Genomic DNA, 26,814 nt, shown 5'->3' with positions numbered 1-26,814 from the left:
AGAACGCTTCCGGGCCATTCGGCGCATGGTCCAGTGCTCAGCTCGACGCGCATAACCCTCGAAAACAACAGAAAAATCTGGCCACAGCCAGATCGGAAGAACGGTTTCTAAAGGGCGATTGGCGGACAGACAGGGATTCGAACCCTGGAGACGGTTCCCCGCCTACACACTTTCCAGGCGTGCGCCTTCGACCACTCGGCCACCTGTCCGTTGGCGCGTCTTTAGCCAAGGGGGCCCGGGCGTGCAAGGGGCCTTGACGAAAATTGGACGCATGCCATTGAAACTGCGGCAGGCCCTGCGCATAAACGTGACGTCCCTCAGAGTCTGTCCCGATGAAGCATCTGCCCCGCCCCGAAGACACAAGTGCCCAGCGGTTTGCGCTGGCGCGGGTGCAGACGACGGCGCTTGTCATCATCGCCTTTGCCGTTGTGCTGTTCCTGCTGGTGCAGGCGCGGTTCATCCTGATCTCGCTTGCCGTCGCGATCATCCTCTTTTCGTTGACGGCCGACGTCATCAGCTTCATCGCGCGACAGCGGATCGGTCGGTTGCACATCCCGAACTGGATCGCCTCGATCGCGGCGCTTCTGCTGATCGGGGCTGCGCTGCTGACCGCGACCTCGATCATCGTCGCACAGGTGAACACGATCCTTCAGGTCACGCTGGCCTACGCCGAACGCGCACCGGAGGCGATTGCCGCCTTGTTCGCCTGGGCCGGCGACGACACCAAGGCGGCGGTGCTGAACTCCATGCGCACGATCGAGCTGTCGGGTTATCTGCGCGGGGCCGCCGGGGGGGCCACCAGTCTGACGCAGGCTTCTGTCCTCGTGATCCTATTCGTTGGCTTCCTCTTTGCCGAACGGGTCTGGTTCCAGACCAAGCTGCTGGCCTTTACCGGCAATCCCGAGCAGGCGCAGCGGGTTGGGCAGATCATCTCGTCGATCATCCACCGGGTGAACTATTACCTGCTGGTAAAGACCTTGATCAGCCTGGTGACGGGTGCCATGACCTACGCGCTGGCGCGGGCCTTCGGGATGGAGGTCGCGATGCCGCTGGGGGTCATCACCTTCGTGCTGAACTTCATCCCTAACGTCGGCTCCATCGTGGCGACAGGACTGGTGGCGCTGGCCGCCTATGTCCAGTTCGGGGATCCGTGGCTGACGGCGGTGATCTTTGCCATCGCTGGCGGCATCCAGTTCGTGAACGGGTCGATCATCGACCCGATGCTGATGGGACGCGCCCTGCGGTTGTCATCCTTCGGCATCCTTCTGAGTTTGGCGTTCTGGGGGGCGGTCTGGGGCGTGCCGGGCATGTTCCTGTCGGTGCCGATCATGGTGATGCTGCTGGTCGTGTGCAGCCATGTGCCGGCCCTGCGCCCCGTCGCGATCCTGCTGTCGCGCGAAGGGTTGCCGGACGGCGAGGATGCGCTGCGCCGCCTCTAGCGGACCAACAGGAACGCCAAACCGATAGCCGTTTCCAGCGCCGCCGCGACGAGAATGGCAAAGCTGGCGGTCCCGGTAACATACGCCCAGGCGCCGGTCGCCGCGATCCCGCAAAACGTCAGGGCCGCGGCGAACGCCGTGGCATCCCGCATCGGTCCCGGGCCTGCGTCGCGCATCACCCAGAAAAAGACGGCGAGCCCCAGAAGCAGGGGTGCAGCGCGTCGGCCCATGAACACGCCACCTTGGTCGGCCGCAAGTCCGTAAAGGTCGACATAGCGGTCGGGCGCGATCAGCAGAACGGCGCAAAGCGACAGGCTCAGCACTGCTGTCATGCTGCACAGAACGCCGAACATCAGGCGTCTTCCAGATGCAGATAGACCCGGCGGTTCTGACGGCCCTTCTTTTCGATCTTGCCGATGCGGACACGCCCGATCTCGGAGGTCCAGCCGACGTGCGTGCCGCCGCAGGGTTGCAGATCGACGAACTCCGCCCCTTCACCGATGCGCACAAGGCGAATGTGGCTTTGCCCGCGTGGCGGTTTGACGGACATGGTCTTGATCAGCTCTGGCCGCGCGTCGAGGGCACCCTGCGTGATCCAGTCCGCCGTGACCGGCAGATCCCTGGCGATCAGCGCGTTCAGCTGCACTTCCAGCCCGTCCTTGTCGTCGGGTGCGTGTTCCATGTCGAAATCGAGCCGCCCTTTGTCGACCGCAATCTGGCCGCCGGTGACGGGCAGCGGGATCACGACCGATAGCAGGTGCAGCGCGGTGTGAACGCGCATCAGGCGATGCCGCCGGTCCCAGACCAGCGATTGCGTCACACGGGTTCCGATCTCGGGCAGGCGAGAGGGTTCGGCGGGGACCAGGACGATATCGCCGCCCTGCCCCTTCACGGTCGTGGCGATGTCGATGCCGCCACCATCCCAGTCCAATCGCCCGGCATCCCCCGGTTGCCCGCCGGAAGTCGCGTAGAAGATCGAAGCGTCCAGCACGATCCCGCCTTCCGCGGTGTGGCCCATGACGCGGCCTGCCGCTTCGCGCAGGTAGGCGTCCGCGATGAAAAGCGCCTCGGTCATCGTCCACCACCATCCGGGTCGGGGTCTGCGTCCGCGGTGTCGTGCAGGTCGCTGGCGTCCATCATGGCGCTGGCGTCGCGCGCCGTCGCCGGGCGGTCATCGGTGACGGCTGGTTCTGGCGCGTCGTCCTCCATATCGGCAGGCCGCAACGTCTCGGGATTGCGCAGCCAAAGGTCCCTCTGCGGAAACGGAATCTCGACGCCGGACTCGGCAAAGCGGCGATGGATTTCCCGGTTCATCTCGTCCGTGGCGATGATCTTCCAGTTGACGTCGCGCAGGATCATCCGCAGTTCGAAATTCAGGCTGCTGTCGCCAAAGGCCATGAAAAGGGCCTGCGGCCCGGGATCCGCGATGACCATTGGATGGGACTGTGCGATGTCCAGCAGGATGGACCGGACCTTTTCCACGTCGGACCCATAGGCCACGCCGACCGGCAGGATCAGCCGCCCGACCAGATTGCCGCGCGTCCAGTTCGTCACCTGACCGCTGACCAGATCGGCGTTCGGGATGATGACATCGGTGCGATCGAAGGTCTCGATCCGGGTGGACCGGACCGAGATGTCGCGCACGAAGCCGACCTGGCCGTTCACCTCGATCATGTCGCCTTCGCCGATGGGGCGTTCGATCAGCAGGATGATGCCCGATACGAAGTTCTGCACGATGGTCTGCAAGCCGAAACCGATGCCGACCGACAGCGCACCGGCGACGATGGCGAGGCTGGACAGGTTGATGCCCGCCGTCGTGATGGCGATCAGCGCCGCCAAAAAGATACCGATATAGCCGACACTCGCCGCGACCGCGTTCTGCCCGCCAAGGTCCATCCGCGTGCGGGGCAGCACCGTGGATCTGAGCTGCCGTTTGACGAACTGTGTCAGCAGGTAGCCCCCCGCGAAGATCATGACGAAGGTCAGGAAGTCGGTGGGCGAAATTGTGGTCTCGCCGATCTGGAACCCCGCACGGAACTGGGCCCAGACCTCCAGCAGGTCGGTGGCGCGCGCGCCCCAGACCAGCGACAACACGGGGATCGCCAGCACGACGAGGATGAAACCGATGAGGACCGGCATCAGGGGGCCCGCATCCTCCGACGCCTCGGCCGGGGCGTAGATGTCGTAGACGAGCCTTTGCAAAACGATAATGACGCCGAAGATCGCGAGCGTCATGACCGCAGGCGCAAACAGCGCGTCCGAGGCGGCGGCAAATCCCGTGGCGGACAGGATCGGCGTCACGATGGCCACGATCATGCACAGCAGCCCGACCGTGTTGCGGACCCGGCCGGCGGACCCGCCTTTGCCTTGCCGGTTCATCGGCGCGTGCCGCAGCAGATAGCCCAGACGGAACAGCACGACCGCGAGCAAGACCTGCACTGGCAGGACGACGACGCCGGTGGCGGCGTCCGTGGCGCCCACGCTGCGCATCAGCGCGCCGACAATGATGATCGCCGCAAGCCCGATGCCAAGCGCCACGCCGTTGCGCCTTATGCGCGCACGGACCTCGGCCGGATAACCGAGCGGGCCGCCGCTCTCGCCCAGCGGGAAAAGCTGCTCGTTCAGCCAGCGCGCGACTATAGTGATGAAACCAGCGCCGAAGATCGCCTGTGACACAGCGTCCCCCGACCGGGCCAGAACACCGATCTGCCGCAGACCGAGGATCAGAGCGGACAGGCCGAGGGTCGGCAGCACAATCTGCCACAGCGACAGCAGGAACGACCAGACCGCGCGGCCACGGGCATGGCTCCGCTCGACCCTGTCCTGCAACAGGACGACCCAGGCGCGGGACCACAGCAGCAGCACAAGGGCCACGATCAGATAAAGCAATGCCAGCGGCAAGGTCCGCAGCATCGCGCCCGACGACAGGTTGGTGTCGATGCGCGCCGCGGCCGAGGCTGAAATGCCGCGCAGCGCGTCGCGCGCACCCTCCCATGCGGCGGGCCAGTTCAGAGGATTGAGCGGCGATGGCCCTCGTTCGGTCAGCCGCGTGGTCTCCCGGGCGCGCAATTTATCGTCGACCTCAGCGATCAGTCCATTCGCGCGGGCGTAGGATTCCCGGGCAAGGATCGCGGGTGCGCGCAACTCGTCCAACTGATCGGTCAAGGCCTCGCGTCGGGCGGCGATTGCGGGCTGATCCGTTGCCCCGTCGGCCAGCGCACCCAGCGCTTCAAGTTGCGCCTGCACCGTGGCGATCCGTCTGGCGTTCAGCGAATCCAACGCCTGAAACCGGTCACGCCAGCCGAACAGCATTTCGCGTGTTCGCGTCAGGGCCAATGCAGAGCCGGTGCCGGAAGCCAGCAATGCCTCGGCGGCCTCTACCCGGGTTTTCCAGTCGTCAAGGTCCGGCACCGCCGTCGCCAGCGCCGCCTGCGCCGCGTCCAGCGCCTCCGGATCGGCGGCAGACTCCTCGGCCGGCGCGTCGGATGGTGCGGCCTCCTCGGTCGGGGCGGGTGGCGATACCAGCCCGTCCAGCGAAAGCTGCGCATGCGCGCCCTGCCCTGTCAGCAGAGCCAGCAGGCAAAGCGTCAGACACCACGTCCGCGTCATGCGTCTTCAAAGACGCCGGGGATGGATTGCGGGCCGGTGGTCAGCCAGGACGGCACCGGCAGGCCCTTGGACCGCAGGAAATCCGGATTCCAGACCTTGGACTGGTAACGGGTCCCGTAGTCGCACAGGATCGTCACGATGGTATGGCCGGGGCCCATGTCACGGGCCAGACGGATCGCACCCGCCACGTTCACGCCAGACGATCCGCCCAGGCACAGCCCCTCGTGCTGCAACAGGTCGAAGACAACCGGCAGCGCCTCTGCGTCGGGGATGCGATAGCTGAAATCGGGGGTGAAACCTTCAAGGTTCGCTGTGATGCGGCCTTGACCGATGCCTTCGGTGATGCTGTCGCCGGGGTTTTCCTGGCCGGTATAGATCTTGTAAAGTCCGGCACCTTCGGGGTCGGCCAGCGCCACCTTCACGCCCTTGGGTTGCAGGGCCATGCCGACGCCCGCCAGCGTCCCGCCAGAGCCCACGGCGCAGACGAAGCCGTTGACCCGGCCTTCGGTCTGGTCCCAGATTTCCGGGCCGGTCGTCTCGAAATGGGCCTGCCGGTTGGCGATATTGTCGAACTGGTTGGCCCAGATCACGCCCTCGTTCGATTCGCGAGCCAACTTTTCGGCCAGACGGCCAGAATATTTCACGTAGTTGTTGGGGTTGCTGTAGGGCACGGCAGGCACCTGCACCAGCTCTGCACCTGCCAAGCGCAGCATGTCCTTCTTTTCCTCGGACTGGGTTTCGGGAATGACGATCACCGTCTTGAACCCCATCGAGGCGCCGACCAGCGCGAGGCCGATGCCGGTATTCCCGGCGGTGCCTTCGACGATGGTGCCACCGGGCTTCAACTGCCCTTTCGCCACTGCATCCTTGATAATGTAGAGTGCGGCGCGGTCCTTGACCGACTGGCCGGGGTTCATGAATTCCGCCTTGCCGAGGATCGTGCAGCCCGTCGCCTCTGACGCGGCATGCAGCTTGATCAGGGGCGTATTGCCGACCGCATCGGCAAGATCGGATTTGATGTGCATGGCGTGACCCCTTCGTTGCGTGTTGCAGACTACCTAGGCCCCGGCGGGCGCGAACTCAAGCCGCAGGGCGTCCCGGTGCAGCGCCAGCCAATAGATCAGCGCGATGCCGGGACCGGCCGCAATCTCGCCGCTCTCGACCAGGGCCAAGGCCGCATCCAGCGAAAGGACATGCAGGCGCAGATCCTCTTGTTCACTGTCGAGGCCGCCGCTGTAGCGTTCGAGGTCGGGTAGATCGCACAGGCCGACGTAGGTATGAAAGTAATCCGTCGCGTTGCCGGGCGAGGGATAGTAGGACGCCACGTGCCGCAGGCGCACGTCAAGGCCCGCCTCTTCGCGGGTTTCGCGCAGGGCGGCGTCCTCCGGAGTCTGGAAGGCGTCAATCATCCCGGCGACGGGTTCAAGCACCCAGGGGTTCGGATCGCCCCGTTCCAGCGCGCCCATGCGGACCTGTTCGACCAGCACGATCCGACCGCGAACGGGATCGTAAGGCAACACGAGGACCGCATCGATCCCGACAAACACCTCGCGCGGCAGCGGCCCCTGCGTGCCGCCGTCGAACCGGTGGTGCGTCACGTCAAAGCCCTGCAACCGAAAGAACCGACCGGCGGGCGCAGTCCGGTCACTGACCCTCGTGTCCTCGGCGCGGGCCTTGTGCCGAAGGCTGGCAGGACGTCCATCGATCTCAGCGCAGTGCCGCGCCCATGCCCGCTTCAGCATCATCGGCCACTGCCGGCGAAGGTTTGCCGGGTCGGGTCGCGGCATGGACGCGAACAGCTCCTGCGTCGCATCCACCGTCGTGGCGGCGCAGCCGGCTTGCCACGCCGCAAACGACCAGTTGCCCGGCCCGGGCACGGCCACGTCGCGCAGCAGCCACATCCGGGCCATGGCCGTCGACGTGTCGCCCCAGGTCACGGTGACCGTGGTCGGCGTCGCGCCAAAAGCCGCCGCGAACAAGGCAACGCGATCGACCTGATCAGCCGTCAGCCCGCGCCACAGCAGACCCGCGGCCGTCGCACCGGCTCTGGTGGTGATCGTGGGCACGACATCGTCCACGACGGGACGCACGGCATGGCCGTGCAGCGTGACAGGCGTTACATGACCCGCGTCACCGGCCACCGCCCGGCGCAGATCGGCGTCGCACAGGATGCCATAGACGAAGACATCCACCTAGCGATACCGCTTGCCAAGCGCGTCGGTCAAAAGGCCCGCCACGATGCCGCCGCCCAGCCAGACGGCGAGAATGAAAGGTGCATACAACTGTTGGGCGTAGTCCGTCATGATCGTGAATACGGCGATCACCGCATCCATCGGGCCATCGTATCGCCCCCGCATGGAGGCTTGGATCATATCGTAGCCCGACAGCAGGATCAGCACCCAGAACGCCGTCGCGGCCGCTCCGGTCAACCCTACGCCGATGGCCTGACCTGTGCCGTTGCCGGTGCGCGGGCCAACAACCATCCACCCGGTCATGATGCCTGCGATCCCGCACAGCGGATACCAATATCGCGGTGCGCGGCCGTTTTCGAAGAACGGCACCAGCAGGTAGGCAAGCAATCCGGCAAGCAGCGCAAAGAACACGGCCCCCGCGAGTTTTCCGGTCGTCGGCATCTGGTCCCCTTCCGACCCCTCAGGCGGGTCGCGTGATCGTGATCTGTGTCACGTCGCAGTTTTCACTGGCAAAGGTCGCAGCACAAGAGGTCAGGTAGAAGTTCCACATCCGCCGGAACCGTTCGTCAAAGCCAAGGGCGGCGACCTGATCCCATTTGGCGTTGAACGTCTCGTGCCAGCGCCGGAGAGTCTGGTCGTAGCTGTGGCCGAATTCCACCGACTTCACGACCGACAGGCCGTTACGTGTGATGACCTCTCGCAGCTTTCCGGGACTGGGCAGCATGCCACCCGGAAAGATGTATTTCTGGATAAAGTCCGGACCACGTTTGTAGACCTCCCATCGCCGGTCGGCGACGGTAATGATCTGAAGCGTGGCATTGCGGCCCGGCTTCAGGCGGTCACGGACCGTCTTGAAGTAGACCGGCCAATACTGTTCACCGACCGCCTCGAACATCTCGATGCTGGCAATCCCGTCATAAGTGCCGGTCTCGTCGCGGTAATCCTGCAACTTGAACGTCACCTTGTCGGAAAGCCCTGCCTTTTCAATGCGATCCACAGCGTAGTTGAACTGCTCCTTGCTGATCGTCAGGCAGGTCACGCGCAAATCGCGTTCGGCTGCGGCATATTCCGCGAAACCACCCCAGCCGCATCCTATCTCCAGCACGTGATCGCCCGGGGACACGCCCATCTGATCCACCATCGAGGCATACTTTGCGATCTGTGCCTTCTCCATGCTCTCCTGCCCGGACTCGAAGATGGCCGAGGAGTACGTCATCGTGTCGTCCAGCCAGAGCCCGTAGAAGTCGTTTCCGAGATCGTAATGATACTCGATGTTCCGGCGCGCCTGCTTCTTGGAGTTGCTTTGCAGCCAGAAGCGAATCAGTTCGAACGTCCGCACAAGGAACTGGCCGGGAAAGCCGTCGTAGATCTCTTCGGCGTCGTCGTGGATCAGGTCCATGAAGGCCATCAGGTCTGGTGTCGACCACCAGCCATCGAGATAGGCATCGCAGAAGCCCAGATCGCCTTCGCGCACGATGCGCGCGAAAAGTTCGGGATTGTGCACCGTGATTTCGGCGACATGCCCGGCGTCGCGGCCTTCGGCCCGAAAATGGCGACCGTCGGGCAGGATCACGTCGATCCGCCCGCGCTTGAGCACATCCATCATCTTGAAGACGGCAGTAAAGTAACGCGGCAAGCCGGTCTGGCCGTCGGTGGTCGTCAAGATCATGCGAGGTCCTGTCTGTCGCGGGTGCCTCTTCTGATGGACACCTGAAAGGGTTTTAATGTTTTGATCCTTAAAGTCACGCAGGGTCGATGAAATAGTTGCAGTTGATCGCGTGCCGCGACAGGGTGCCGCGGCGTGGACACATATCTACATATGCCGCCGAATTTACTTGTTTATAACCATATCTCGTTTATCGGAGGCGGAACATCGCAAAGGACAGATGCCGTAATGCACCGGACGACCACTCTGCCGCCCGACGACACAGCCGCGCGCGATTGGGTTCGCATCCTTGCGGCCTACCGCGATCCGGACCCCCTTCGCAGCCTTTGGGAGATCGGCGTCACAGTCGTCGGTTTCATCGTGCTCTGGATCGCCGCATGGCACGCGGTCCAGATCAGCTGGCTGCTGGCCGTCGCGCTTGGCGTGGTGAACGGCGGCTTCCTCGTGCGGTTGTTCGCGATCCAGCATGACTGCGGCCACGGGTCGTTCTTCACCAACCGCCACCTCAGTGACTGGATCGGTCGCATCCTCGGCACCGTGACGCTGACGCCCTATGACGTCTGGCGGCGGACCCACGCGCTGCACCACAGCCATGCGGGCAACCTGGACCGCCGCGGCATCGGCGACGTGCATACCCTGACACTTGCGGAATATCAGGCGCTGCCCCGGTTCTCCGCCTTCATGTATCGCGTCTACCGGAATCCGCTGGTGATGTTCGGGCTTGGCCCGACATGGCTCTTCTTTGTCCAGAATCGCCTGCCGCTTGGTTTGATGACCGCCGGGCGCGTCTATTGGGTATCGGCCATGGTGACGAACCTTGTCATCGCGACGGCTCTTGCGCTGATCTTCTGGTTCGGCGGGTGGGAGGCGTTGGTCTTCGTCTTCCTGCCGCCGACGCTCGTCGCCGCCTCTGCCGGCGTTTGGCTGTTCTACGTTCAGCACCAGTTCGAGACGACGATGTGGGAACACGATCCCGACTGGCAACTGCACGAGGCGGCCCTGCACGGCAGTTCGCATTATGATCTGCCGCTGGTGCTGCGCTGGATGACGGCCAACATCGGCATCCATCACGTCCACCACCTTTACAGCCGCATTCCGTTCTACCGGTTGCCTGACGTGCTCCGGGACCATCAGGAACTGGTCGAAGTCAGCCGCATGACCCTGCGCCAAAGCCTGAAATGCGCAACCCTCGATCTGTGGGACGCAGAGCGCAATCGCCTGATCTCTTTCCGTCAGGCCCGCCTCGCCGCCTAGAAGTCCCGGTTCTGATAGGCGTCGAGCGCGGCCTTGCGGCCAGCTTCGGGCGTGACGACCGGGTCGGGGTATGTGTCGTCCGGCGACAGGTTCCAATGCAGCGGAATCGCGTTGTAGAAGGACAGCGCGGTCTTTGAGGGGTTTTCATAGTCCTCGGCCAGCCAGGCCTTCACGAAGTCCCTGTCCTTGTCGAACTTGTCGAGTTGCGTGACCGGGTTGAAGACACGAAAGTAGGGCGTGGCATCCGGCCCCGATCCGGCGGACCATTGCCAACCCAACGCGTTGTTGGCGGGGTCCCAGTCGATCAGTTGATCCTCGAACCATGCCAGACCGATCTTCCAGTGGCACATCAGATGCTTGGTCAGGTAGCTTGCGACGATCATGCGGCCTCGGTTATGCATCTTGCCCGTCACCTGCAATTCGCGCATGGCCGCATCGACAAAGCGGATGCCGGTGCGCCCCTGCTTCCAGGCCAGAACCTCGGCCCGCCGTTCGTCGGTATTCCACGGAAACGCATCCCATTCCTCGCGCCAGTTGTCGCTGACGATGCGCGGGGTGTGATGGATCAGGTGATAGGCGAACTCGCGCCAGACCAGTTCGCGCAGGAACACCTCGGCATCGCCTTTGCCGTCGTGCAACGCGCGCTGGCCCGCATGCCAGCAAGCCAGAGAACTGATCTCTCCGTACGTCAGGTTTTCGGACAGTCCAGAGGTGCCTTCAACGCCGGGAATGTCGCGCGCGGTCTTGTAGGTGGCGATTCGGTGCGCCATGAAGGCACTTAGCCGGTGTCGCGCAGCGCTTTCGCCCACGGTGCAATGGGCCAGCACGACATCATGGCCACGCCGCATGTCGGCCCCCATCTGCCAGTCATCCAGCTTGTCAGAGGCAGGCCAGCGGTTTGGGGCCGGAATCTGCGCAGGCGCAGGCAGCGTGTCTGGCAGATCGCGGTCGCGCACGGCCTTCCACATGGGCGTGTAGACCTTGTAGAAGCCGCCCGTCTGCGTCTCGACCGACCAGGGCTCGAACAGCAGATGCCCCGCGAAACTCTTGGCCTCCAACCCGTCGTCCGTCAGCGCCGATTTGACGTCCGTATCACGGGCCTTGGCATCGGGATCGTAAAGCCGTGACCAATAGACGGTGGTGGCACCCGTCTCCTTGATGATGGCACGCAGCACGTCCAGCGCACGGCCCTGACGCAGGATCAGACGGGACCCCTTGCCGGCCAGGGCGTCGCGCAGCGATGCCACCGACAGTCCCAGGCGGAACCGGGGTGCGGCCCCCTGCCCGGCCACCACTTCATCGTGGATGAACAGCGGAACGACCGGCCGGCCAGAGGCGCAGGCTTCGGTCAGGGCGGGATGGTCGCCAAGGCGCAGATCGCGCCGGAACCACAGGATGATGGGAGATGTACTGGTCATGTCCGCAAGGTAGCCCGCCGCGTGTCAGGTCAATCGAAAGGCGTCACGAAAAGGGCCCCGCGCTGCACCGGGGCCTTTCGCGGATCATTCGGCCGGGGTGGGTCGATCCTGCCGACCTCCAATCTGGTGCTGCAACCCCGCGACATTCGGTCCAGCCGTCGTGGGCATCCCGATCAGGGTGCGGCGACTGTCGAGGTAGATCGCCTTGATCAGCGACACCGCCATCAGCACCATCACGACCGAGAATGGCAGCGCCCCGATCACCATCGCCGTCTGGATCGCCCCGATCCCGCCGATGATCAGCAACGCCGCCACGACCACGCCGAGTGCCACGCCCCAGAAGATGATGTGTGGCCGTGCCTTCGGTCCTTCGTCTCCTGCGGCGTTGATCGTATTCACGATCAACACGGCGGAATCGGCCGAGGTCACGAGATAGGTCATCAACAGGATCACGATGACCACCGCCATCAGATATTGCAGGACCTCGTTGCCGATCAGCAGATCCGTCATGGCGAAGATCTTGCCGCCGTCGGTCGCGCCGAAGATGGCACCACCAGCCTGCCCGCCTTGTTCCAGATCGATCGCCGTGCCGCCGGCCCAGGCGAACCAGACGAAACACATCAGCGACGGCACGAAGATCGCGCCCAGCACGAATTCACGGATCGTCCGCCCGCGCGAGATGCGGGCCAGGAACAGCCCGACGAAGGGCGCGAAGGCAACCCACCAGGCCCAGTAGAACACGGTCCACGACCCTTGCCAGCCCGCCAGCGCGGCACCGGTCTCTCCATCAGAGCCGTCGAACACGGTGACGGCCATGCCGGGCAACGCGATCAGGTAATTCCATATCCCGACGAAGAACGCCTGTGCGCCGAAGAAGGTCGATCCGAAGATCATGAGGAAAGCCAGCAGGAAGATCGACAGCACCATGTTGATGTTGGACAACCACTTGATGCCTTTGCCGACGCCCGACAGCGCCGACAGGGTGGACGCACCCATGATGATGGTGATCGCGAACAGGATGCCGGCGATCGAGGGGCTGACGGCACCTTCTGCGTTCGTACGCATCAGCCAGTCGCCCATCCCGATCCGTGCCAGACCATCAATGAACTGGTTCACGCCAAAGCCCAGCGTCTGCGCCACGCCGAGGATTGTGGCGATGACCGCGACCGCGTCGATGACATGGCCCAGCCGCCCGGACAGACGCGCACCGAACAGCGGCGTCAGCGACGACCGGATCGTCAGCGGCAGCGACCGGCGGTAGGCAAAGAATGCAAGCCCCAATCCCGCGATGGCATAGGCCGACCACGCCGTGAGGCCCCAGTGCAGGTAGGACCACTTGAAGGCGTTCATCATGTTGTCGGCCCCGGCCGAGGTGGCCTGCCCCATGATGACGTCAGGGTTGGTGTTGAAATGATAGATAGGCTCTGCCACCGCCCAGGTCAGCATCCCGACCCCGATGCCGGCGCCGAACATCATCGAGAACCAGGAAAAGTTGTCGAACTCCGGGCGATCCCCCGGCAGGCCCAAACGCAGCCGCCCGGCGGCGGGCCAGGCGGCCAGCACGATGCAGACGATGACGAAGAAGGCCATCACGGCGACATACCAGGTCGCGAAGTTCGTCAGGATGAAGCTGTTGAATTCGCCCAGCACGCGGCCCGCGTTATCCGGAAAGGCCACTGCCCAGACGACAAGAAGACCGATGGCGATCTTCGACGTCAGTGTCACGTCAAGGCTGAACCCCTTGTAGAAGCCGCGTTGCGCGACCTTGATCGGCAAGTCTGTAATGATCGGCTTGATCGCCATCTGCGTTTTTCCCCCTGTTGCTGACTTTCTTGTTTTGACGCGGAAAGACTATGACCGTTCCCGGTCGCGCTCACGTCGGAAACGACACTTCGCTGCTCGAAATAGTCATCACAACAGGTCGATGGTCATCAAAAAAGGGGGGTCCGTTTCCACCGGAACGGCGAAGCCGCCGGTTGCCATGCGGGCGGCTTTGACGCCGCCCGCAGCCGCCTTCACTGGATTGCGCGTTCCGATTGCAACCCGCGATAGATCGCAAAGCACATGACCAGCAGGACCAGCGTGAATGGCAACCCGGTCGAGATGACCATCGATTGCAGCGACGACAGACCGCCCACGGACAGCAGCAGCACGATCGCCACGGCCCCCTCGAACAGGCACCAGAACACCCGTTGCGGCACTGGCGCATCGACCTTGCCGCCCGCCGTGATCGTGTCGATGACCAGCGAGCCCGAGTCCGACGATGTCACGAAGAACACGATGACCAGCACGACACCGATCAACGATGTGATCGTGGTCAGCGGCAGGCCGTCCAGCATCAGGAACAACTGTCGCGGCAACTCTGCGTCCTGCGCCGCGGTGTAGCCGTCCTGCACGACCTGCTGGATTGCCATGCCGCCGAAGACCGACATCCACAGCACGCAGACCAGGCTGGGGATCAGCAACACGCAGGTCAGGAATTCGCGCACGGTCCGGCCCCGGCTGACGCGGGCGATGAACATGCCGACGAAAGGCGACCAGCTGATCCACCAGGCCCAGTAGAACGACGTCCAGCCCTGCATGAAGTTCGTGTCGTCGCGTCCAATCGGGTTCGCGAGTTGCGGCAGATATTCCGCATAGGCCAGCAGCGACGATCCGAAGGTGTCGAGGATCGCAAGCGTCGGGCCGACCAGCAGCACGAAGGCCAGCAGCAGAAAGGCAAGGCCCATGTTGATCTCGGACAGGATCTTGACGCCGCCATCAAGGCCGCGCAGGACCGAAATCAGTGCGATCGCCGTAATCCCCGAAATCAGCAGCACTTCCGTCGTGTTGCCGATGGGCAGGCCGAACACCTCGTTCAGGCCGGCATTCGCCTGTGCCGCCCCGAAGCCCAGAGAGGTCGCAAGACCGAACAGCGTGGCGAAGACGGCGAGGATGTCGATGACATGCCCGGGCCAGCCCCAGACACGTTCGCCCAGCAGTGGATAGAACGCCGACCGCAGCGTCAGCGGCAGACCCTTGTTGTAGCTGAAGAGCGACAGTGCCAGTCCCACCACGGCATAGATCGCCCAGGGGTGAAGGCCCCAGTGAAAGATCGTTGCAGCCATGCCAAGCCGGATCGCCTCGGCCTCGTCGCCCACGGCACCGCCCAGAGGGGCCCAGTCTGTGCGCACACCGCCTTCAACGGTGGTGCCGCCCAGTGCTGTCGAAAAATGGGTGAGCGGTTCGGACACACCATAGAACATCAGGCCGATGCCCATGCCGGCCGCGAACAGCATCGAGAACCAGCCTACATAGCTATAGTCCGCCGTCGCGGCCTTGCCGCCCAGCCGAACGCTGCCCAGAGGCGAGACGATCAGGAACAGGCAGAACAGAACGAAGATGTTGGCGGCGGTCAGAAAGAACCAGTCAAAGCCCGTGGTGACCGCGGAGAAGAGCCACGAGAACACAGCGCCCGCCTGTTCCGGCAAGGCCAGCGTGTAGAAGACGAAAGCCACAACGGAACAGGCCGAGACCATGAACACCGGATTGTGGATGTCAAAGCCCAAGGGACCGACAGAGCCTTCGACGTTGTCCTGGCCGATGATGTAGTCTGTGTCGATCAGGCCGGCGGCTCCGTCCGGTGGCGGTATGCCCTCGCTTGCGGCGTCTGTCATGGACCATCCCCTTACTGATGTATTTCAAGCACCATACGGCAAGACCGAGCAAGTTTCCACCTGCCGAACGTCAGGATGACGCCAAAGCGCAACCAATTGCGACATTTCTTGTGTCGCTTCCAGCCTGGATCGCAGGCGGACGTCTTGACGAAGTGACAGATTTGTCAGGCGTTCACGTCCACGACGACACGCCCGCGCACCTGTCCTTTCAGGATGTCGGCACCCAGTTGCGGCAGATCCGACAGGGTGGCGGCTGTGGTCATCGCGTCGAGCCTGTCCAGTGGCAGGTCGGTGGCGATCCGCGCCCAGGCGCGCAGGCGGTTGTCATAGGGCTGCAACACGCTGTCGATGCCCAGCAGGTTCACGCCCCGCAACAGGAACGGGATCACGGTGGCGGGCAACCCCGCCCCCCCAGCAAGGCCGACAGCCGCGACCGAGGCACCGTATTCCATCTGCCCCAGCACACGCGCCAGCATGGCCCCGCCGACCGCATCGACGCAGCCTCCCCAGCGCTCCGCCTCCAGCGGCTTCTTTACCGTTTCGGCCAGGTCCGCGCGGGCGATGATCTCGGTCGCGCCCAGATCGCGCAGGTAATCGGCCCCTTCGGGGCGCCCGGTTACGGCGGCGACGCCGTAGCCGAGATTGGCCAGGATCGCCGTGGCGACGGACCCGACACCACCAGAGGCACCGGTGACAAGGACCGGGCCCGTCTTGATACTGTGATCCTCCAGCGCCATGACGGCAAGCATCGCGGTGAAACCGGCCGTACCGACGGCCATCGCGGCCCTCGTGGTCAATCCGTCCGGCAATGGCACCAGCCAGTCCGCCTTGACCCGCGCCTTCTGCGCGTAACCGCCCCAGTGGGCTTCGCCCACCCTCCAACCGGTCAGCACGACCTTGTCGCCGGGGGCGTAGCGGTCGTCGTCGGATGCCTCGACTGTCCCGGCAAGATCGATCCCGGGAACATGTGGATAGCTGCGCACCAGCCCACCCCCCGGCCCGATGCACAAGCCATCCTTGTAGTTCACGGTGGAATATTCGACAGTGACCGTCACCTCGCCCGCCGGCAAGCGATCCATGCCGATCTTCTGGACAGATGCGGTGGTCTGCCCCTCAGCGTCCTTCTCGACGATCAATGCGTTGAACATGACTTTCTCCCTTGTCGCGTGATCCGTATTCATCTGGCCCGTAAACTCCCGCCGGAGGCCCTCACCGTGCAAAGGGCGCTATGTCCAGAACCTGTCCTGCACGGTCGCCGTGCGCGGCCCGTCTGGCGTCACCACCGTCAGCGCGGTGCCCGCATTCCAATGCGTCATGCGCACCATGCCGATTGCGGCGCCGGTGTCAAAGTCGGGCGAGGCCGCAGCCGATGTCACCTGTCCCACGCGCAACTCGCCCGCCATCAGCGGCCAGGCACGGTCACACGGCGGGAAATCGCCCGCGATGGCGATGGGCCTGATCTGCTGGACTGGCCCTTCGCGCGCCACCCGCAGCAAGGCATCGCGGCCGACGCAGCCGATCGCCGTCCGTGTCGAACAGAATCGGCCCAGCCCCGCTTCGTGCGGCGTGTTCTCGCGCGTCATGTCGTTGCCGTAGGACAGCAGGCCACCCTCGATCCGCTCGATCAGGTTGGGACAGCCGGCATGGACGTCCAGATCTGCCCCGGCTTCCATCAGCGCGTGCCACAAGGGCATGCCGTTGGCCGCGCCGTTGCAGTAGATCTCGAAACCGCCCTGCTTGGAATACCCCGACCGGGCGACGACCATGGACGTTCCCTGAAAGTCGAACCAGTCGAAGCGAAAGAAGCGCAGGTCGCGCACACCGTCTCCGAAAATACGCGCCATCAGTTTATCCGCCTTCGGCCCCTGCACCGCCAGCGGATGCACGTCGGGTTCATCCACCAGCACATCAAGGCGGAAGCCGAAGACGATGCCCTTGACCCACAGCAGAAGGTCGCTGTCGGCAATGGAAATCCACCAGCGATCCTCGGCCAACTTCAGTGCCACGGGATCGTTCAGCATGCCGCCCGTCTCGTCCACGATGGGCACGTAGCAACATTGCCCCGGCTGCATGTCACGCAGGTCGCGCGGCGTCAGCATCTGCATCAGGCGCGCGGCATTCGGCCCGCCAATCTCGATCTGACGTTCGCAGGCGACGTCCCAGACCTGCACCGCCTGCTTGAGGTGGCGATAGTCCTCGACCACCGAACGAAAGACCGTGGCCAGCAACATCCGGTTGTAGACGGTATATCCCTTCACGCCGGCGGCTTCGACGCCGTCCGAGAAGGGGGTGCGCCGCACGCGGCGCGAAAGCGAGAGGGTGGCCATGACAGGTCTGCCTCACCAAGGGGTTACGGGGCGGGTGGTCGTCAGTCGTCCGGCATCAGGAACAGGGCCGTCGGCGGCAGGGCGTGACCGTCCTGCGCCAGCACAAGACGCACCTGCGCCCGCAGGTCGGTCTGCTGCGTGAACATGTGCAGGACGCAGATCTTGCGCGGCACGATCACGTCGCCCTGATGGCTCAGCGACCAGAAAGAAATCTCGCCATGCAGATCGAGTGAGGACAGCGTATCCGCCCACATTCGCAGCGCGCCGTCGGCACGGAACCGCTCTGCCCACCATGCGGGAAGGGTCGGCGTCAACTGCGCTGTCGCATCCGGCGCCACCTGCGGTGCCTTGACCCTGAACAGCCGCGACAGCCACATCTGGTCAAGCCAGAGGAGATGGTTCAGCGTCCCAAGCACAGACCCTTGGGGCAGCCCCCGGTCAGCCGTCAGGTCAGCCGCGTCAAGCGTCTCTAGAACATCCCACAGACTTCGGTTCTGCCAGGCATTGTAGCGGGTCATGATGCGGCAGTAGGCGCGGTCGATCACGCTTTGGGTCCCTTCCAGTCGATCGCGCAGATCTCGGCCGACTTGCCGCCAAAGTCCCAGACCCGGCCATAATCGCGCACCTTCGATTTCAGCCCGGTCGCCGCCACGATGTCAGGCCCCATCCAGTATCTCGAATTGCTGATCATGACGGGGTGGTCCGCGTCCTTGCCCGGCAGCGTCTCGATCTCGCCCTGGATCTTGCGGCCGATATAGATGCCGCGGCGGGTGCCGTCGCGCACGATCTCGACCTTTTCGCGTTCAGCCCCGATGATCTCACTGACGAGCATGGTGAACAGGCCCGTCGTGCCGCCCGCCTGCCCCGAGAATATCTTGAGGATGCCGTTGTAGGCCTTTTGACTGGCCCGGTCGTCGACATAGGCAGCGACCTTCCAGTTGCCCTCTGCCATGCGTCCGGGGATATCGACCAGCAGGCCGACGTTCAGACCCGACAGATCCTCCCCCTCGAAATGGCCGGCGTCGATGGCGATGGCCATCCAGGCGTGGCAATGGCCTTCGGTCGGAGGATGCGCGCCAAGGCTGACCACGCAGGGACAGAACACGGTGCAGGAGCAGTTGAGAAACAATTCTCCTTTAATCGCCCAATCTGTCGGCTGCATCTTGCGCCGTCGCGGGTTCGCCAAGCGGCTGTCGATGCGCTGAGAGATCGGCAGGCGGTCGGCAGAGGGGTCAGGCATGGCGGGGTCCTTCAGAACAGTGTCAGGGTGGCGGTGACAAGGCCGGCGGCGATCAGGACGGCACCGGCGGGACGGATCAGGCGATGCCCGATGTCCGGCAGCTTCTCGAACACCATGAAAAAGGTGGCGAGTCCCATCCAGAGCAACGACATCGTGCCACCGACGAATCCCAGCGCCATGAAGCCCCAGCAGCAGACGACGCAGTAGCCGCCCAGCCGCAGGCCCATGTCCAGCCCGCCGGCAAATCCCGCTTGCCAGCGGCCCAGAAAGAACGTCATCGGCGCATGGCACCGCCCGTGACAGACGGCCTTGGTCCGGCTGAACTGGAACGCCCCGACGCCGATCAAGAGCGCAGCGGTCAAGAAGCCAGAGGTCGCGATCCCCAGCGCGTCGACCCAGCCAAGCGCCATCAGCCCCACCTGCACCAGCGCGATGAATGCCGCAAACCCGACCCAGGCAAGGCCATAGCCCACCAGCACCCCGAACCATCCCGCGCGCGTCCCGTCAGCAGAGGTCATCAGCCGCTCGTAGGTCGCAAGCGTCGGCACAAGTGTCGGCAGCATCATCGCCGCCATCATGATCGCCCACATCGCAAACAGGGTGCCGAAGGTCGTCATCGGCATCATGTTCATGCCGACAGGCCGCCCGATCACGTCGACGCCCGTCATCCGCGCCATCGCGAACATCACCGCCCAGGCGCAGAGGATCAGCGCAAAGACGGCCAGCCAGGACAGGCTGCGCAAACCGGGGCGTGGCAAGGCAAGGGTCATCCGTCCTCCCAGACGTGTCGCGGTCATGCTGGCATGGATCGTGCTGCGCGCCAAGTCGCTAACCGCCATACCTGCCTGCAAATTCGGCCCACGGTGCCGCGCGGTGCCGCGGGGCACGTTTGCGACTTGCCCCCCGTTTCCAGCCACCCTAACGTCAAGTCTGAATGTTGTTCACAGGAGACCATGACGATGAAGACACTGACACTCTTGGGTGGCACGGCGCTTGCCTTGTTGACGACGACAGCCGTGGCGCAGGACGGCGGATTGCTGGTCCTCGACTATCCGGGGTTCGAAGAACCGGCCTATCATACCGGCTATCTGGAAAAGCATGGTGATGTGCCGACATTTTCGTTCTTCGGGGATGAAGAAGAAGCGTTCCAGAAGATCCGGTCCGGCTTTCAGGCCGACATCGCCCACATCTGTGCGGGCTCTGTGACGAAATGGACCGAAAGCGGCATTCTCGACGAATGGGATACGACCAAGATCGAGGCCTACGACAGCCTCGACAGCAATCTGACCGGCACCGATGTCGCCGCGACGGACGGCGTCTACTTCATCCCGACCGACTTCGGGTCGACCGGCGTGGCCTACAACCCCGACGAGGTTCCAGCCGAAGACGTCGCGTCGCTCGCGGTCTTCAAGGACCCGAAATACCAGGGCCGCGTCTCCCTGCCCGACAACGTCGACGACGCCTATGCGCTGGCCTACCTCGCCACCGGCGTCGACAACTGGACCGAAGCCACCGACGAACAGTTCGAGGCTGCGTCGTCTTGGCTGCGCGAGGTGCACCCTAACCTGCGCACCTACTGGACCGATCCGGCGGAACTGGCGCAGCTCATGGCCTCTGGCGAGATCCTGATCAGCTGGGCCTGGAACGAGACCTATCCCACGATGGTCGATGAAGGCCGCCCGATCGCCTTCCAGCGCACCCCGACCGAAGGCTCCTCGCTCTGGCTGTGCGGCTACGTGAATCTAAAGGACGGTCAGGGCGAGGAGGAAAAGGCCTACGACTACATCAACGCCATCCTCGCCCCTGCTGCTGCCTTGCCTCTTCTGGAAAACGGCTTCGGTACCGCGAACAAGGCTGCCCTGACGTCGGAGATCACCGAGGATCAGTTGAAGGCCGCAGGGTTGGAGCCGATCGACGTGCCGGTGCTGGCCCAACTTCCCATGAGCAACGAGATGCGTGAACGTCAGGCCGAAACCTTCGAGATGATCAAGGCCGGCTTCTAGGTCTCTGCGCCACGAGCCGACCGGGGCGGTGCAGCCATGCGCCGCCCCTTTCTTCTGCCGTCCCCCTTCTTCTGGTCGGCAAGATCCCGGGGGTCCGGGGGCTGGCCCCCGGGGAACGACGCTCGCCAAACCCGCAGCGCCCGCTACATCACGCGACATCCCAAGCCGGAGCGCATCATGGACATCCTGAACTACATCTTCGCCCTCGCCAGCATCGGCCTCGGCGCCGTCGGCTGGCTGGCCCCCCGCTACACAATGGACATGCTCGACCTGAAACGGGGCGACGGCAACATGGGGCCAAGCGAGATACGTGCCGCCTCCGGTGCGCTTTTCGTCGGCCTCGGCCTCGGTGCCATCCTGATCGGCGGGCCGATCGCCTACGGCATGATCGGCTTTGCCTGGACCGGGGCCGCGATCGGGCGCGCGACCTCTCTGATCCTGGACGGCACCAGCAGCCTGAAATGGAAATTTTTTGCCACCGAACTGGTGGTCGGTCTGGGCGCACTTTGGGTCAACTTCGGCTGATCGCGGGCAAAGTGCTGTGGCGGCGGCACGGCCGCCGCGCTAAAAGGGTCCACGGATGACGGGAGGCCCGATGGCACTGATTTTCAAATGGTTGCTGCGACTTGCGACGGGAGTGTCTGTGCTGGCCCTCGCTGCTGTGGTGCTGATCTGGTATTTCGCCTCGCGATCCCTGCCCGACTATGACGGGACCTATGCCGTTTCGGGCATATCCGCCCCGGTAGAGATCGTGCGCGACAACGCGGACGTGCCCCACATCTTCGGTGAGACGGACGCGGACGTGTTTTTCGCCCTCGGCTATGCCCATGCACAGGACCGCCTGTGGCAGATGACCATGCTGCGGCGCACGGTGCAGGGCAGGCTGTCGGAACTCTTCGGCGAACGCACCTTCCGGATCGACAACCTGATGCGCCGCCTCGATCTCTACGGGTTGGCGGTGTCGTCGGTCGCGGCACAGGATGCCCCCACCACCACCGCACTGGACGCCTATTCCGCCGGCGTGAACGCTTGGCTGGCCGAGATCAACGCAGGGTCGCGGGGCCGTGGTGCGCCCGAAATGTGGATCTTCAACGCCGCCATCGCCCCTTGGCAGCCGGCGGACAGCATCGCGATCCTGAAGCTGCTGGCGCTGCAACTGTCCGGGCAGGCCAATGACGAGGTGCTGCGCGCCCGCACCTCGCTCATGGTATCGCCCGAGAGGCTGGCCGACATCATGCCCGACGATCCCACGTCGGGAATCGCGGCCCTGCCGGAATATTCCGCCCTCGTCGGCGACGTGCCGCACTATGCCGCCAATACCAGCGGACCGCGCGATCCGCTGTCGCCGGTGCAGCCGACGAACCTTGCCGGCGCGTCGAACGCATGGGCCGCCGGCATCACCCGGTCTGCAACCGGGTCAACCCTGCTGGCCAGCGATCCGCACCTGCAACTCACCGCGCCGACCGTGTGGTATCTGGCGCGCCTTGAACTCGACTCCGGCGGCGTGATCGGCGGCACGATCCCCGGTCTCCCGGTCATCCTGTCGGGGCGCAGCGCGGATCTGGGCTGGGGCATCACCACAGCCTATGTGGACGATCAGGACGTCCACATTGAAGAAGTTAACCCCGACAACCCCAACCAGTACCGCACACCGGACGGCTGGAAGGACTTCGCGACCCGGGACAGCATCGTCGCGATCAAGGGAACCGCGGCGCGGACCCTGACCCTGCGCTGGACCGACAACGGGCCGGTCCTGCCGGGCGATACCTTCAACCTCGGCACAGTCACGCCGCCGGGGCATGTCACCAGCCTGTCGTGGACCGCGCTGACCGGCGACGACCCCTCGCTCTCGGCCGCGATTGCGATGATGAAATCCCGCACCATCGAAGAGGCGATCGCGGCCGCCGAACCCTATGTGGCACCGGCGCAGAACCTGACTCTGGCCGACCGGACCGACATCGCGCTGAAGACCATCGGCCACATTCCCGCCCGCGATCCAAACCACCAAAGCAAGGGCCGCCTGCCGTCCTACGGTTACGCGCCTGAAAACCGCTGGCAGGGCCGCATGCCCTATGCCGACAACCCGGAATTCATTGAACCCGAGGGCGGCATCGTCGGCAATACCAACAACAAGACGGTGGAACGCCCGTTTCCGGGCCACGTGTCCTACAATTGGGGCGACACCCAACGCATCAGCCGTTGGCGGCGCCTGATGCAAAGCCGTCAGGTGCATACCCGCGACAGCTTCATCGAGGCGCAGTTGGATACCGTCAGCTTCACCGCCCGTGCCTTGCTGCCGCTGATGGGGGCCGATCTGTGGTTCACCGGCGAAGCGGCCGCCGACGGCACCCCGGAACGCCGTCGCCAGATCGCGTTGACGCTGCTGGCAAACTGGAACGGAGAGATGAACGAGCATCTGCCTGAACCGCTGATCTATGCCGCCTGGCTGCGCGCCCTGCAGGACCGGCTGATCCGCGACGAGCTGGGGCCGCTGGCTACCGAGTTCACCCACGTCGATCCGGTCTTCGTCGAACGGGTGTTCCGCGATGTGGACGGCGCTGCGGTCTGGTGCGATGTCATCCAGTCCGCTCCAGTCGAGACTTGCACCGATATCGCGCGCCTGGCGCTGGACGATGCGCTGGTCTGGATCGGCGAGACATGGGGCCAGAACCTCGAAACCGTGCGCTGGGGCGACGCCCATCAGGCGACGCACGATCATCCGACCCTTGGCACGGTGCCGATCCTGCAATGGTTCGTGAACATCCGGCAATCGACCAGCGGCGGCGACAACACGCTGATGCGTGGGCAGACGATCGGAACAGGCCCCGACCCGTTCCTGAACGTCCACGCGGCGGGATACCGCGGCGTCTACGACTTTGCGGACCCGGATTCCTCGGTCTTCGTGACGGCCACCGGCCAGTCCGGCCACTTCCTGTCGCGCTACTACGACAATCTGGGAGAGTTGTGGCGCCGGGGCGAATACATTCCCATGTCGCTCGATCCCGATCTGGCCCGTGCCGCGGCACTTGGCACGATGATCCTGCAACCGGAAAACCTGTCAAAAACACCATAAATGAGAGGACACCGTTAAGTTTTGCAAAAGGGGTTTCGAGGCATTGTCGGACCCATGATGAAACACGCGATCTTTCAACGGCTGATGCGCATCTTCGCGCTGGAAAAACGACGCGATCACGTCCTGAAACCACTTGCGGTGCTCATGGCTTTCGTCGCGCTGTATTGCGTCGTTCACCTCCTTCTGCTGCGACATGGCCTGTCGACGCTGCCGGGTTCTGCCCTGACGGCGGCGGTCGTTCAGCTGCCGTTCACGACGATCGCCTTCGCGTTGGTGACCTACATGGACCGGATGCAATCCCAGCTTGCGGAACTGGCGATGACCGACGTGCTGACGGGATTGCCCAATCGACGGGCCTTCGTCGCGCGGGCCGGTCGGGCGCAGATGAACGGGGAATCCGGCTTCGTGCTGATCATCGACGCGGATCATTTCAAGCGGATCAACGACACCTACGGCCATGCGGTCGGCGACCGCTGCCTGCAAGCCATCGCAAAACGCCTGAACGACGTGCGCCGCCCAGAGGATACCATCGGCCGTATCGGAGGCGAGGAATTCGGTGCCTTCATGCCGTTCTGCACGATGGAGGAAATCGCGAGGATCGGCGGACGGTTGTGCGGCGCGATCCTGGTCAACCTGCCCGAAGAACGTCACCCCCTGCGGCTGACGCTGTCGGTCGGCGCCGCCGAAACCCAACCGCAAGAGATGATCGAGGCCGCGTTGTCGCGCGCGGATGAGGCACTTTATGCCGCAAAGGCCGGTGGACGGGCCCGTCTTGTCGTCTGGTCCCGTTCGGTGATGGACAGGGTCGCGTGACCTCTGCAATAGTCCTGCAATGCGAGTCATGGAAATTTCGCGTGAACCGTCAATGGTAACGGCCAGCAAGACACTGGCGACCCGCATGATCCGTGCGACCGCCCCGAAGGGCGGACTGGATTCGTTCCTGAAGTTCTGCGGCTTCATCGCCGTCATCCATACCGTGTCGATCACCGCCGAGTTCCTGTTGACCGGACAGCTTCACATGGATCACGTGATGCGGTTCTGGGTGACGTTCTTCACAGCCGCCCCGTTCGTCGGATTGACCTTCTATGCCGTCCACCGGTCTTGGCTGCTGCATAAGCAGCTGGTCGCAATGGCCAGCACGGATGTGCTGACGGGGCTCATGAACCGGCGCGCCTTCGTGGCAGAGGCGGCACGTCGGCTATCGTCGCAGGACCGAGGATTCATCCTTCTCGTCGATGCAGACCATTTTAAACGTATCAACGACAGCTTCGGCCATGCCGTCGGCGACCAGTGCCTGCGGGCTATCGCCGACAGACTGCGCGCCGTCACCCCAGAGGCAGACATCGTGGCCCGCATTGGTGGTGAGGAGTTCGGATTGCATGTCGATTGCGCGCCGGACGACATTCCGGCTCTTGGCGCGCACATCTGCGCGACAATCCATGTCGATCACAGCGACGCTGTGGCGGCACCTTTGCAAGTGACGCTCTCTGTCGGGGTTGCACAAGCCCGGCCCGGCGATACCCTGGAACAGACGATGCACCGGGCCGACCATGCGCTGTACCGCGCCAAGCAGGCAGGTCGGGCGCGCATCATGGTATGGCGCGCAGAGGTGTCGGAGGCAGGGGAGATGCCGCTTGGGGACTTCGGAGGACGGATCAGTCCGGCCGTCTGTTGAACCGTTCCTTCTGAATCGCGGACCAGAAGACCTCGATCCTGTAGCCGTCATCGGTCTGGACTTCCGACGTCACGACGCCCGAATCGAATAGCCAGGCCCTTGCCCGACCGGCATCGAATCCCAGCGTCAGAACCTCTGCGGTGCGCGGGTCCTTGGTCTTTTCCGTGATCGCATCCAGCAGCGCGTCGGTCCCCTCGCCCGTGATGGCGGAGGTCGCGAAGATTCCGTCGGTGCGGGCGGATTGGGTCATCATCGCCTCGCGCGCGTCCGGCGACAGGCGATCGACCTTGTTCCAGACCTCGAGCAGAGGGGCCGTGTCCGAGACCCCGAGCGTCGCAAGAATGGCCATGACATCCTCGGACTGCTCCTGGCTTTGCGAGTGGCTGATGTCGCGGACATGCACGATCAGATCGGCGTCCAGCACCTCTTCCAGCGTGGCGCGGAACGCCGCGACAAGCTCTGTCGGCAGGTCAGAGATGAAGCCGACCGTGTCCGACATGATGATCTTGTCGCCTTGTGGCAGGTCGATCTGGCGCATGGTGGGGTCCAGCGTGGCGAACAGCATGTCCTTGGCAAACACCTCTGCTCCGGTCAGGCGGTTGAACAGCGTGGACTTGCCAGCGTTGGTGTAGCCCACCAGTGCCACGATCGGATAGGGCACCTTGGCGCGGGCGGCACGGTGCAGGGCACGGGTCTTGACCACCTTCCCCAGCTGCGCTTTCAGGCTTTGCAGTTGCAGGTCGATGGCGCGGCGGTCCGCCTCCTGCTGCGTCTCGCCGGGGCCGCCAACGAATCCAAGGCCACCCCGCTGCCGTTCAAGGTGCGTCCAGGCCCGCACAAGGCGCGTGCGCTGATAGGACAGCGCCGCCATCTCGACCTGCAGGACGCCCTCGGCGGTGCGGGCGCGGTCCGAGAAGATTTCGAGGATCAACCCTGTCCGGTCCAGCAGCTTGACGCCCCATTCCTTCTCCAGGTTGCGCTGCTGGACCGGCGTCACATGGCCGTCCACCAGCACCAGCTCGGCTTCCTCTGCCTTGATGCGCTCTTTCAGTTCCGCGATCTTGCCCTTGCCGAACAGCATGCCGGGATGAAGCTTGGGCAGGCGCACGATTTCAGCCCCCACGACCGTCAGATCGGGAAGTGCTGCCGCCAGCGAGATCGCTTCCTCAAAAGCGGGTTCGGCATCCCTGCGGTCGCGGTCGGACTTCAGATCGGGATGCAGGACAATGGCCCGCGTGATGGGCCGGTCGCGTTCGAACAAA

23 protein-coding genes and 1 tRNA gene are annotated in these 26,814 nt (G+C 64.1%); 7 read left to right on the top strand and 17 right to left on the bottom strand.

Annotated features, from left to right (window positions below):
* Positions 1-119 precede the first annotated feature (119 nt).
* A tRNA-Ser gene (locus ACOI1H_RS11105) sits at positions 120-209 on the bottom strand.
* Positions 210-332: 123 nt separating this feature from the next.
* Here ACOI1H_RS11105 and ACOI1H_RS11100 point away from each other — a divergent pair.
* Complete coding sequence (locus ACOI1H_RS11100) at positions 333-1,439, top strand: AI-2E family transporter (RefSeq protein WP_422437448.1); 1,107 nt, start codon at positions 333-335, stop codon at positions 1,437-1,439.
* On the opposite strand, the gene ACOI1H_RS11095 is transcribed toward ACOI1H_RS11100, so the two are convergent.
* The 7 genes from ACOI1H_RS11095 to ACOI1H_RS11065 are packed head-to-tail and all read right to left on the bottom strand — an operon-like array spanning position 1,436 to position 8,909.
* Positions 1,436-1,792 (bottom strand): hypothetical protein, encoded by a 357-nt coding sequence (locus ACOI1H_RS11095; RefSeq protein WP_422437447.1) that lies wholly within the window; start codon positions 1,790-1,792, stop codon positions 1,436-1,438. The two genes, ACOI1H_RS11100 and ACOI1H_RS11095, sit on opposite strands and share 4 nt — an antisense overlap.
* Positions 1,792-2,514, bottom strand: coding sequence for an alanyl-tRNA editing protein (locus ACOI1H_RS11090; RefSeq protein ID WP_422437445.1), 723 nt, complete (start codon positions 2,512-2,514; stop codon positions 1,792-1,794). The genes ACOI1H_RS11095 and ACOI1H_RS11090 overlap by 1 nt, the downstream gene beginning before the upstream one ends.
* Positions 2,511-5,048 carry a DUF3772 domain-containing protein gene (locus ACOI1H_RS11085; protein WP_422437444.1) on the bottom strand — a complete coding sequence of 846 codons (2,538 nt, stop codon included), beginning with the start codon at positions 5,046-5,048 and terminating at the stop codon, positions 2,511-2,513. The genes ACOI1H_RS11090 and ACOI1H_RS11085 overlap by 4 nt, the downstream gene beginning before the upstream one ends.
* Positions 5,045-6,073 carry a cysteine synthase A gene (locus ACOI1H_RS11080; RefSeq protein WP_422437443.1) on the bottom strand — a complete coding sequence of 343 codons (1,029 nt, stop codon included), beginning with the start codon at positions 6,071-6,073 and terminating at the stop codon, positions 5,045-5,047. The genes ACOI1H_RS11085 and ACOI1H_RS11080 overlap by 4 nt, the downstream gene beginning before the upstream one ends.
* Positions 6,074-6,106: 33 nt before the next feature.
* Positions 6,107-7,240 (bottom strand): NUDIX domain-containing protein, encoded by a 1,134-nt coding sequence (locus tag ACOI1H_RS11075; RefSeq protein WP_422437441.1) that lies wholly within the window; start codon positions 7,238-7,240, stop codon positions 6,107-6,109.
* Positions 7,241-7,681: a TrgA family protein gene (locus ACOI1H_RS11070; RefSeq protein ID WP_422437440.1), complete on the bottom strand. Its 441-nt coding sequence runs from the start codon at positions 7,679-7,681 to the stop codon at positions 7,241-7,243.
* Positions 7,682-7,700: 19 nt separating this feature from the next.
* Positions 7,701-8,909 carry a class I SAM-dependent methyltransferase gene (locus tag ACOI1H_RS11065; protein WP_422437438.1) on the bottom strand — a complete coding sequence of 403 codons (1,209 nt, stop codon included), beginning with the start codon at positions 8,907-8,909 and terminating at the stop codon, positions 7,701-7,703.
* A 225-nt stretch (positions 8,910-9,134) separates the two neighbouring features.
* On the opposite strand from ACOI1H_RS11065, the gene ACOI1H_RS11060 reads away from it, so the two are divergent.
* Positions 9,135-10,160, top strand: coding sequence for a fatty acid desaturase (locus ACOI1H_RS11060; protein ID WP_422437436.1), 1,026 nt, complete (start codon positions 9,135-9,137; stop codon positions 10,158-10,160).
* Here the strand turns inward: ACOI1H_RS11060 and ACOI1H_RS11055 are convergent.
* From ACOI1H_RS11055 to ACOI1H_RS11020, 8 genes are all read right to left on the bottom strand, one after another.
* Positions 10,157-11,578 (bottom strand): cryptochrome/photolyase family protein, encoded by a 1,422-nt coding sequence (locus tag ACOI1H_RS11055; protein ID WP_422437435.1) that lies wholly within the window; start codon positions 11,576-11,578, stop codon positions 10,157-10,159. The genes ACOI1H_RS11060 and ACOI1H_RS11055 overlap by 4 nt on opposite strands.
* 84 nt (positions 11,579-11,662) lie before the next feature.
* Positions 11,663-13,381, bottom strand: coding sequence for a BCCT family transporter (locus tag ACOI1H_RS11050; RefSeq protein ID WP_422437433.1), 1,719 nt, complete (start codon positions 13,379-13,381; stop codon positions 11,663-11,665).
* A gap of 212 nt (positions 13,382-13,593) precedes the next feature.
* Entirely contained in the window at positions 13,594-15,234 is a 1,641-nt protein-coding gene (locus ACOI1H_RS11045) for a BCCT family transporter (RefSeq protein ID WP_422437431.1), read from the bottom strand.
* 164 nt (positions 15,235-15,398) lie between these two features.
* The gene (gene acuI, locus ACOI1H_RS11040; RefSeq protein WP_422437429.1) at positions 15,399-16,382 is read right to left on the bottom strand and encodes an acryloyl-CoA reductase; all 984 of its coding nucleotides are present in this window, start codon (positions 16,380-16,382) and stop codon (positions 15,399-15,401) included.
* Between the two features lie 78 nt (positions 16,383-16,460).
* The gene (locus ACOI1H_RS11035) at positions 16,461-17,561 is read right to left on the bottom strand and encodes a dimethylsulfoniopropionate demethylase (protein ID WP_422437427.1); all 1,101 of its coding nucleotides are present in this window, start codon (positions 17,559-17,561) and stop codon (positions 16,461-16,463) included.
* 41 nt (positions 17,562-17,602) lie between these two features.
* On the bottom strand, positions 17,603-18,106 hold the full coding sequence (locus ACOI1H_RS11030; RefSeq protein WP_422437426.1) for a DinB family protein: 504 nt from the start codon (positions 18,104-18,106) through the stop codon (positions 17,603-17,605).
* Positions 18,103-18,801, bottom strand: coding sequence for a DUF1326 domain-containing protein (locus ACOI1H_RS11025; RefSeq protein ID WP_422437424.1), 699 nt, complete (start codon positions 18,799-18,801; stop codon positions 18,103-18,105). Before ACOI1H_RS11025 ends, ACOI1H_RS11030 begins: the two co-directional genes overlap by 4 nt.
* Positions 18,802-18,812: 11 nt before the next feature.
* On the bottom strand, positions 18,813-19,571 hold the full coding sequence (locus ACOI1H_RS11020; RefSeq protein ID WP_422437453.1) for a DUF2182 domain-containing protein: 759 nt from the start codon (positions 19,569-19,571) through the stop codon (positions 18,813-18,815).
* A gap of 189 nt (positions 19,572-19,760) precedes the next feature.
* On the opposite strand from ACOI1H_RS11020, the gene ACOI1H_RS11015 reads away from it, so the two are divergent.
* The 5 genes from ACOI1H_RS11015 (at position 19,761) to ACOI1H_RS10995 (ending at position 25,552) form a co-directional block, all read left to right on the top strand.
* The gene (locus ACOI1H_RS11015; protein WP_422437451.1) at positions 19,761-20,804 is read left to right on the top strand and encodes an ABC transporter substrate-binding protein; all 1,044 of its coding nucleotides are present in this window, start codon (positions 19,761-19,763) and stop codon (positions 20,802-20,804) included.
* Between the two features lie 177 nt (positions 20,805-20,981).
* Positions 20,982-21,329, top strand: a complete 348-nt coding sequence (locus tag ACOI1H_RS11010) for a DUF4345 family protein (RefSeq protein ID WP_422437422.1) — start codon at positions 20,982-20,984, stop codon at positions 21,327-21,329.
* Positions 21,330-21,399: 70 nt separating this feature from the next.
* Complete coding sequence (locus ACOI1H_RS11005) at positions 21,400-23,877, top strand: penicillin acylase family protein (protein WP_422437420.1); 2,478 nt, start codon at positions 21,400-21,402, stop codon at positions 23,875-23,877.
* Between the two features lie 54 nt (positions 23,878-23,931).
* Positions 23,932-24,690, top strand: a complete 759-nt coding sequence (locus tag ACOI1H_RS11000) for a GGDEF domain-containing protein (protein ID WP_422437418.1) — start codon at positions 23,932-23,934, stop codon at positions 24,688-24,690.
* Positions 24,691-24,742: 52 nt separating this feature from the next.
* Positions 24,743-25,552: a GGDEF domain-containing protein gene (locus ACOI1H_RS10995; protein ID WP_422437417.1), complete on the top strand. Its 810-nt coding sequence runs from the start codon at positions 24,743-24,745 to the stop codon at positions 25,550-25,552.
* Here the strand turns inward: ACOI1H_RS10995 and hflX are convergent.
* Complete coding sequence (gene hflX / locus ACOI1H_RS10990) at positions 25,533-26,813, bottom strand: GTPase HflX (protein WP_422437415.1); 1,281 nt, start codon at positions 26,811-26,813, stop codon at positions 25,533-25,535. The two genes, ACOI1H_RS10995 and hflX, sit on opposite strands and share 20 nt — an antisense overlap.
* Position 26,814 lies beyond the last annotated feature (1 nt).

The organism is Loktanella sp. DJP18 (assembly GCF_049310965.1).
Lineage (GTDB): Bacteria > Pseudomonadota > Alphaproteobacteria > Rhodobacterales > Rhodobacteraceae > Loktanella.
This window is presented reverse-complemented; position numbering and strand designations above follow the sequence as displayed.

What these genes read in the sequence shown, in the direction of transcription:
- ACOI1H_RS11055 (WP_422437435.1), bottom strand. Translation starts at nt 11,578, where the DNA reads ATGACCAGTACATCTCCCATCATCCTGTGGTTCCGGCGCGATCTGCGC.
- ACOI1H_RS11090 (WP_422437445.1), bottom strand. Translation starts at nt 2,514, where the DNA reads ATGACCGAGGCGCTTTTCATCGCGGACGCCTACCTGCGCGAAGCGGCA.
- ACOI1H_RS11015 (WP_422437451.1), top strand. Translation starts at nt 19,761, where the DNA reads ATGAAGACACTGACACTCTTGGGTGGCACGGCGCTTGCCTTGTTGACG.
- ACOI1H_RS11010 (WP_422437422.1), top strand. Translation starts at nt 20,982, where the DNA reads ATGGACATCCTGAACTACATCTTCGCCCTCGCCAGCATCGGCCTCGGC.
- acuI (WP_422437429.1), bottom strand. Translation starts at nt 16,382, where the DNA reads ATGTTCAACGCATTGATCGTCGAGAAGGACGCTGAGGGGCAGACCACC.
- ACOI1H_RS11100 (WP_422437448.1), top strand. Translation starts at nt 333, where the DNA reads ATGAAGCATCTGCCCCGCCCCGAAGACACAAGTGCCCAGCGGTTTGCG.
- ACOI1H_RS11070 (WP_422437440.1), bottom strand. Translation starts at nt 7,681, where the DNA reads ATGCCGACGACCGGAAAACTCGCGGGGGCCGTGTTCTTTGCGCTGCTT.
- ACOI1H_RS11000 (WP_422437418.1), top strand. Translation starts at nt 23,932, where the DNA reads ATGATGAAACACGCGATCTTTCAACGGCTGATGCGCATCTTCGCGCTG.
- ACOI1H_RS11080 (WP_422437443.1), bottom strand. Translation starts at nt 6,073, where the DNA reads ATGCACATCAAATCCGATCTTGCCGATGCGGTCGGCAATACGCCCCTG.
- ACOI1H_RS11020 (WP_422437453.1), bottom strand. Translation starts at nt 19,571, where the DNA reads ATGACCCTTGCCTTGCCACGCCCCGGTTTGCGCAGCCTGTCCTGGCTG.
- ACOI1H_RS11025 (WP_422437424.1), bottom strand. Translation starts at nt 18,801, where the DNA reads ATGCCTGACCCCTCTGCCGACCGCCTGCCGATCTCTCAGCGCATCGAC.
- ACOI1H_RS10995 (WP_422437417.1), top strand. Translation starts at nt 24,743, where the DNA reads ATGGTAACGGCCAGCAAGACACTGGCGACCCGCATGATCCGTGCGACC.
- ACOI1H_RS11035 (WP_422437427.1), bottom strand. Translation starts at nt 17,561, where the DNA reads ATGGCCACCCTCTCGCTTTCGCGCCGCGTGCGGCGCACCCCCTTCTCG.
- ACOI1H_RS11085 (WP_422437444.1), bottom strand. Translation starts at nt 5,048, where the DNA reads ATGACGCGGACGTGGTGTCTGACGCTTTGCCTGCTGGCTCTGCTGACA.
- ACOI1H_RS11095 (WP_422437447.1), bottom strand. Translation starts at nt 1,792, where the DNA reads ATGTTCGGCGTTCTGTGCAGCATGACAGCAGTGCTGAGCCTGTCGCTT.
- ACOI1H_RS11045 (WP_422437431.1), bottom strand. Translation starts at nt 15,234, where the DNA reads ATGACAGACGCCGCAAGCGAGGGCATACCGCCACCGGACGGAGCCGCC.
- ACOI1H_RS11065 (WP_422437438.1), bottom strand. Translation starts at nt 8,909, where the DNA reads ATGATCTTGACGACCACCGACGGCCAGACCGGCTTGCCGCGTTACTTT.
- ACOI1H_RS11050 (WP_422437433.1), bottom strand. Translation starts at nt 13,381, where the DNA reads ATGGCGATCAAGCCGATCATTACAGACTTGCCGATCAAGGTCGCGCAA.
- ACOI1H_RS11060 (WP_422437436.1), top strand. Translation starts at nt 9,135, where the DNA reads ATGCACCGGACGACCACTCTGCCGCCCGACGACACAGCCGCGCGCGAT.
- ACOI1H_RS11005 (WP_422437420.1), top strand. Translation starts at nt 21,400, where the DNA reads ATGGCACTGATTTTCAAATGGTTGCTGCGACTTGCGACGGGAGTGTCT.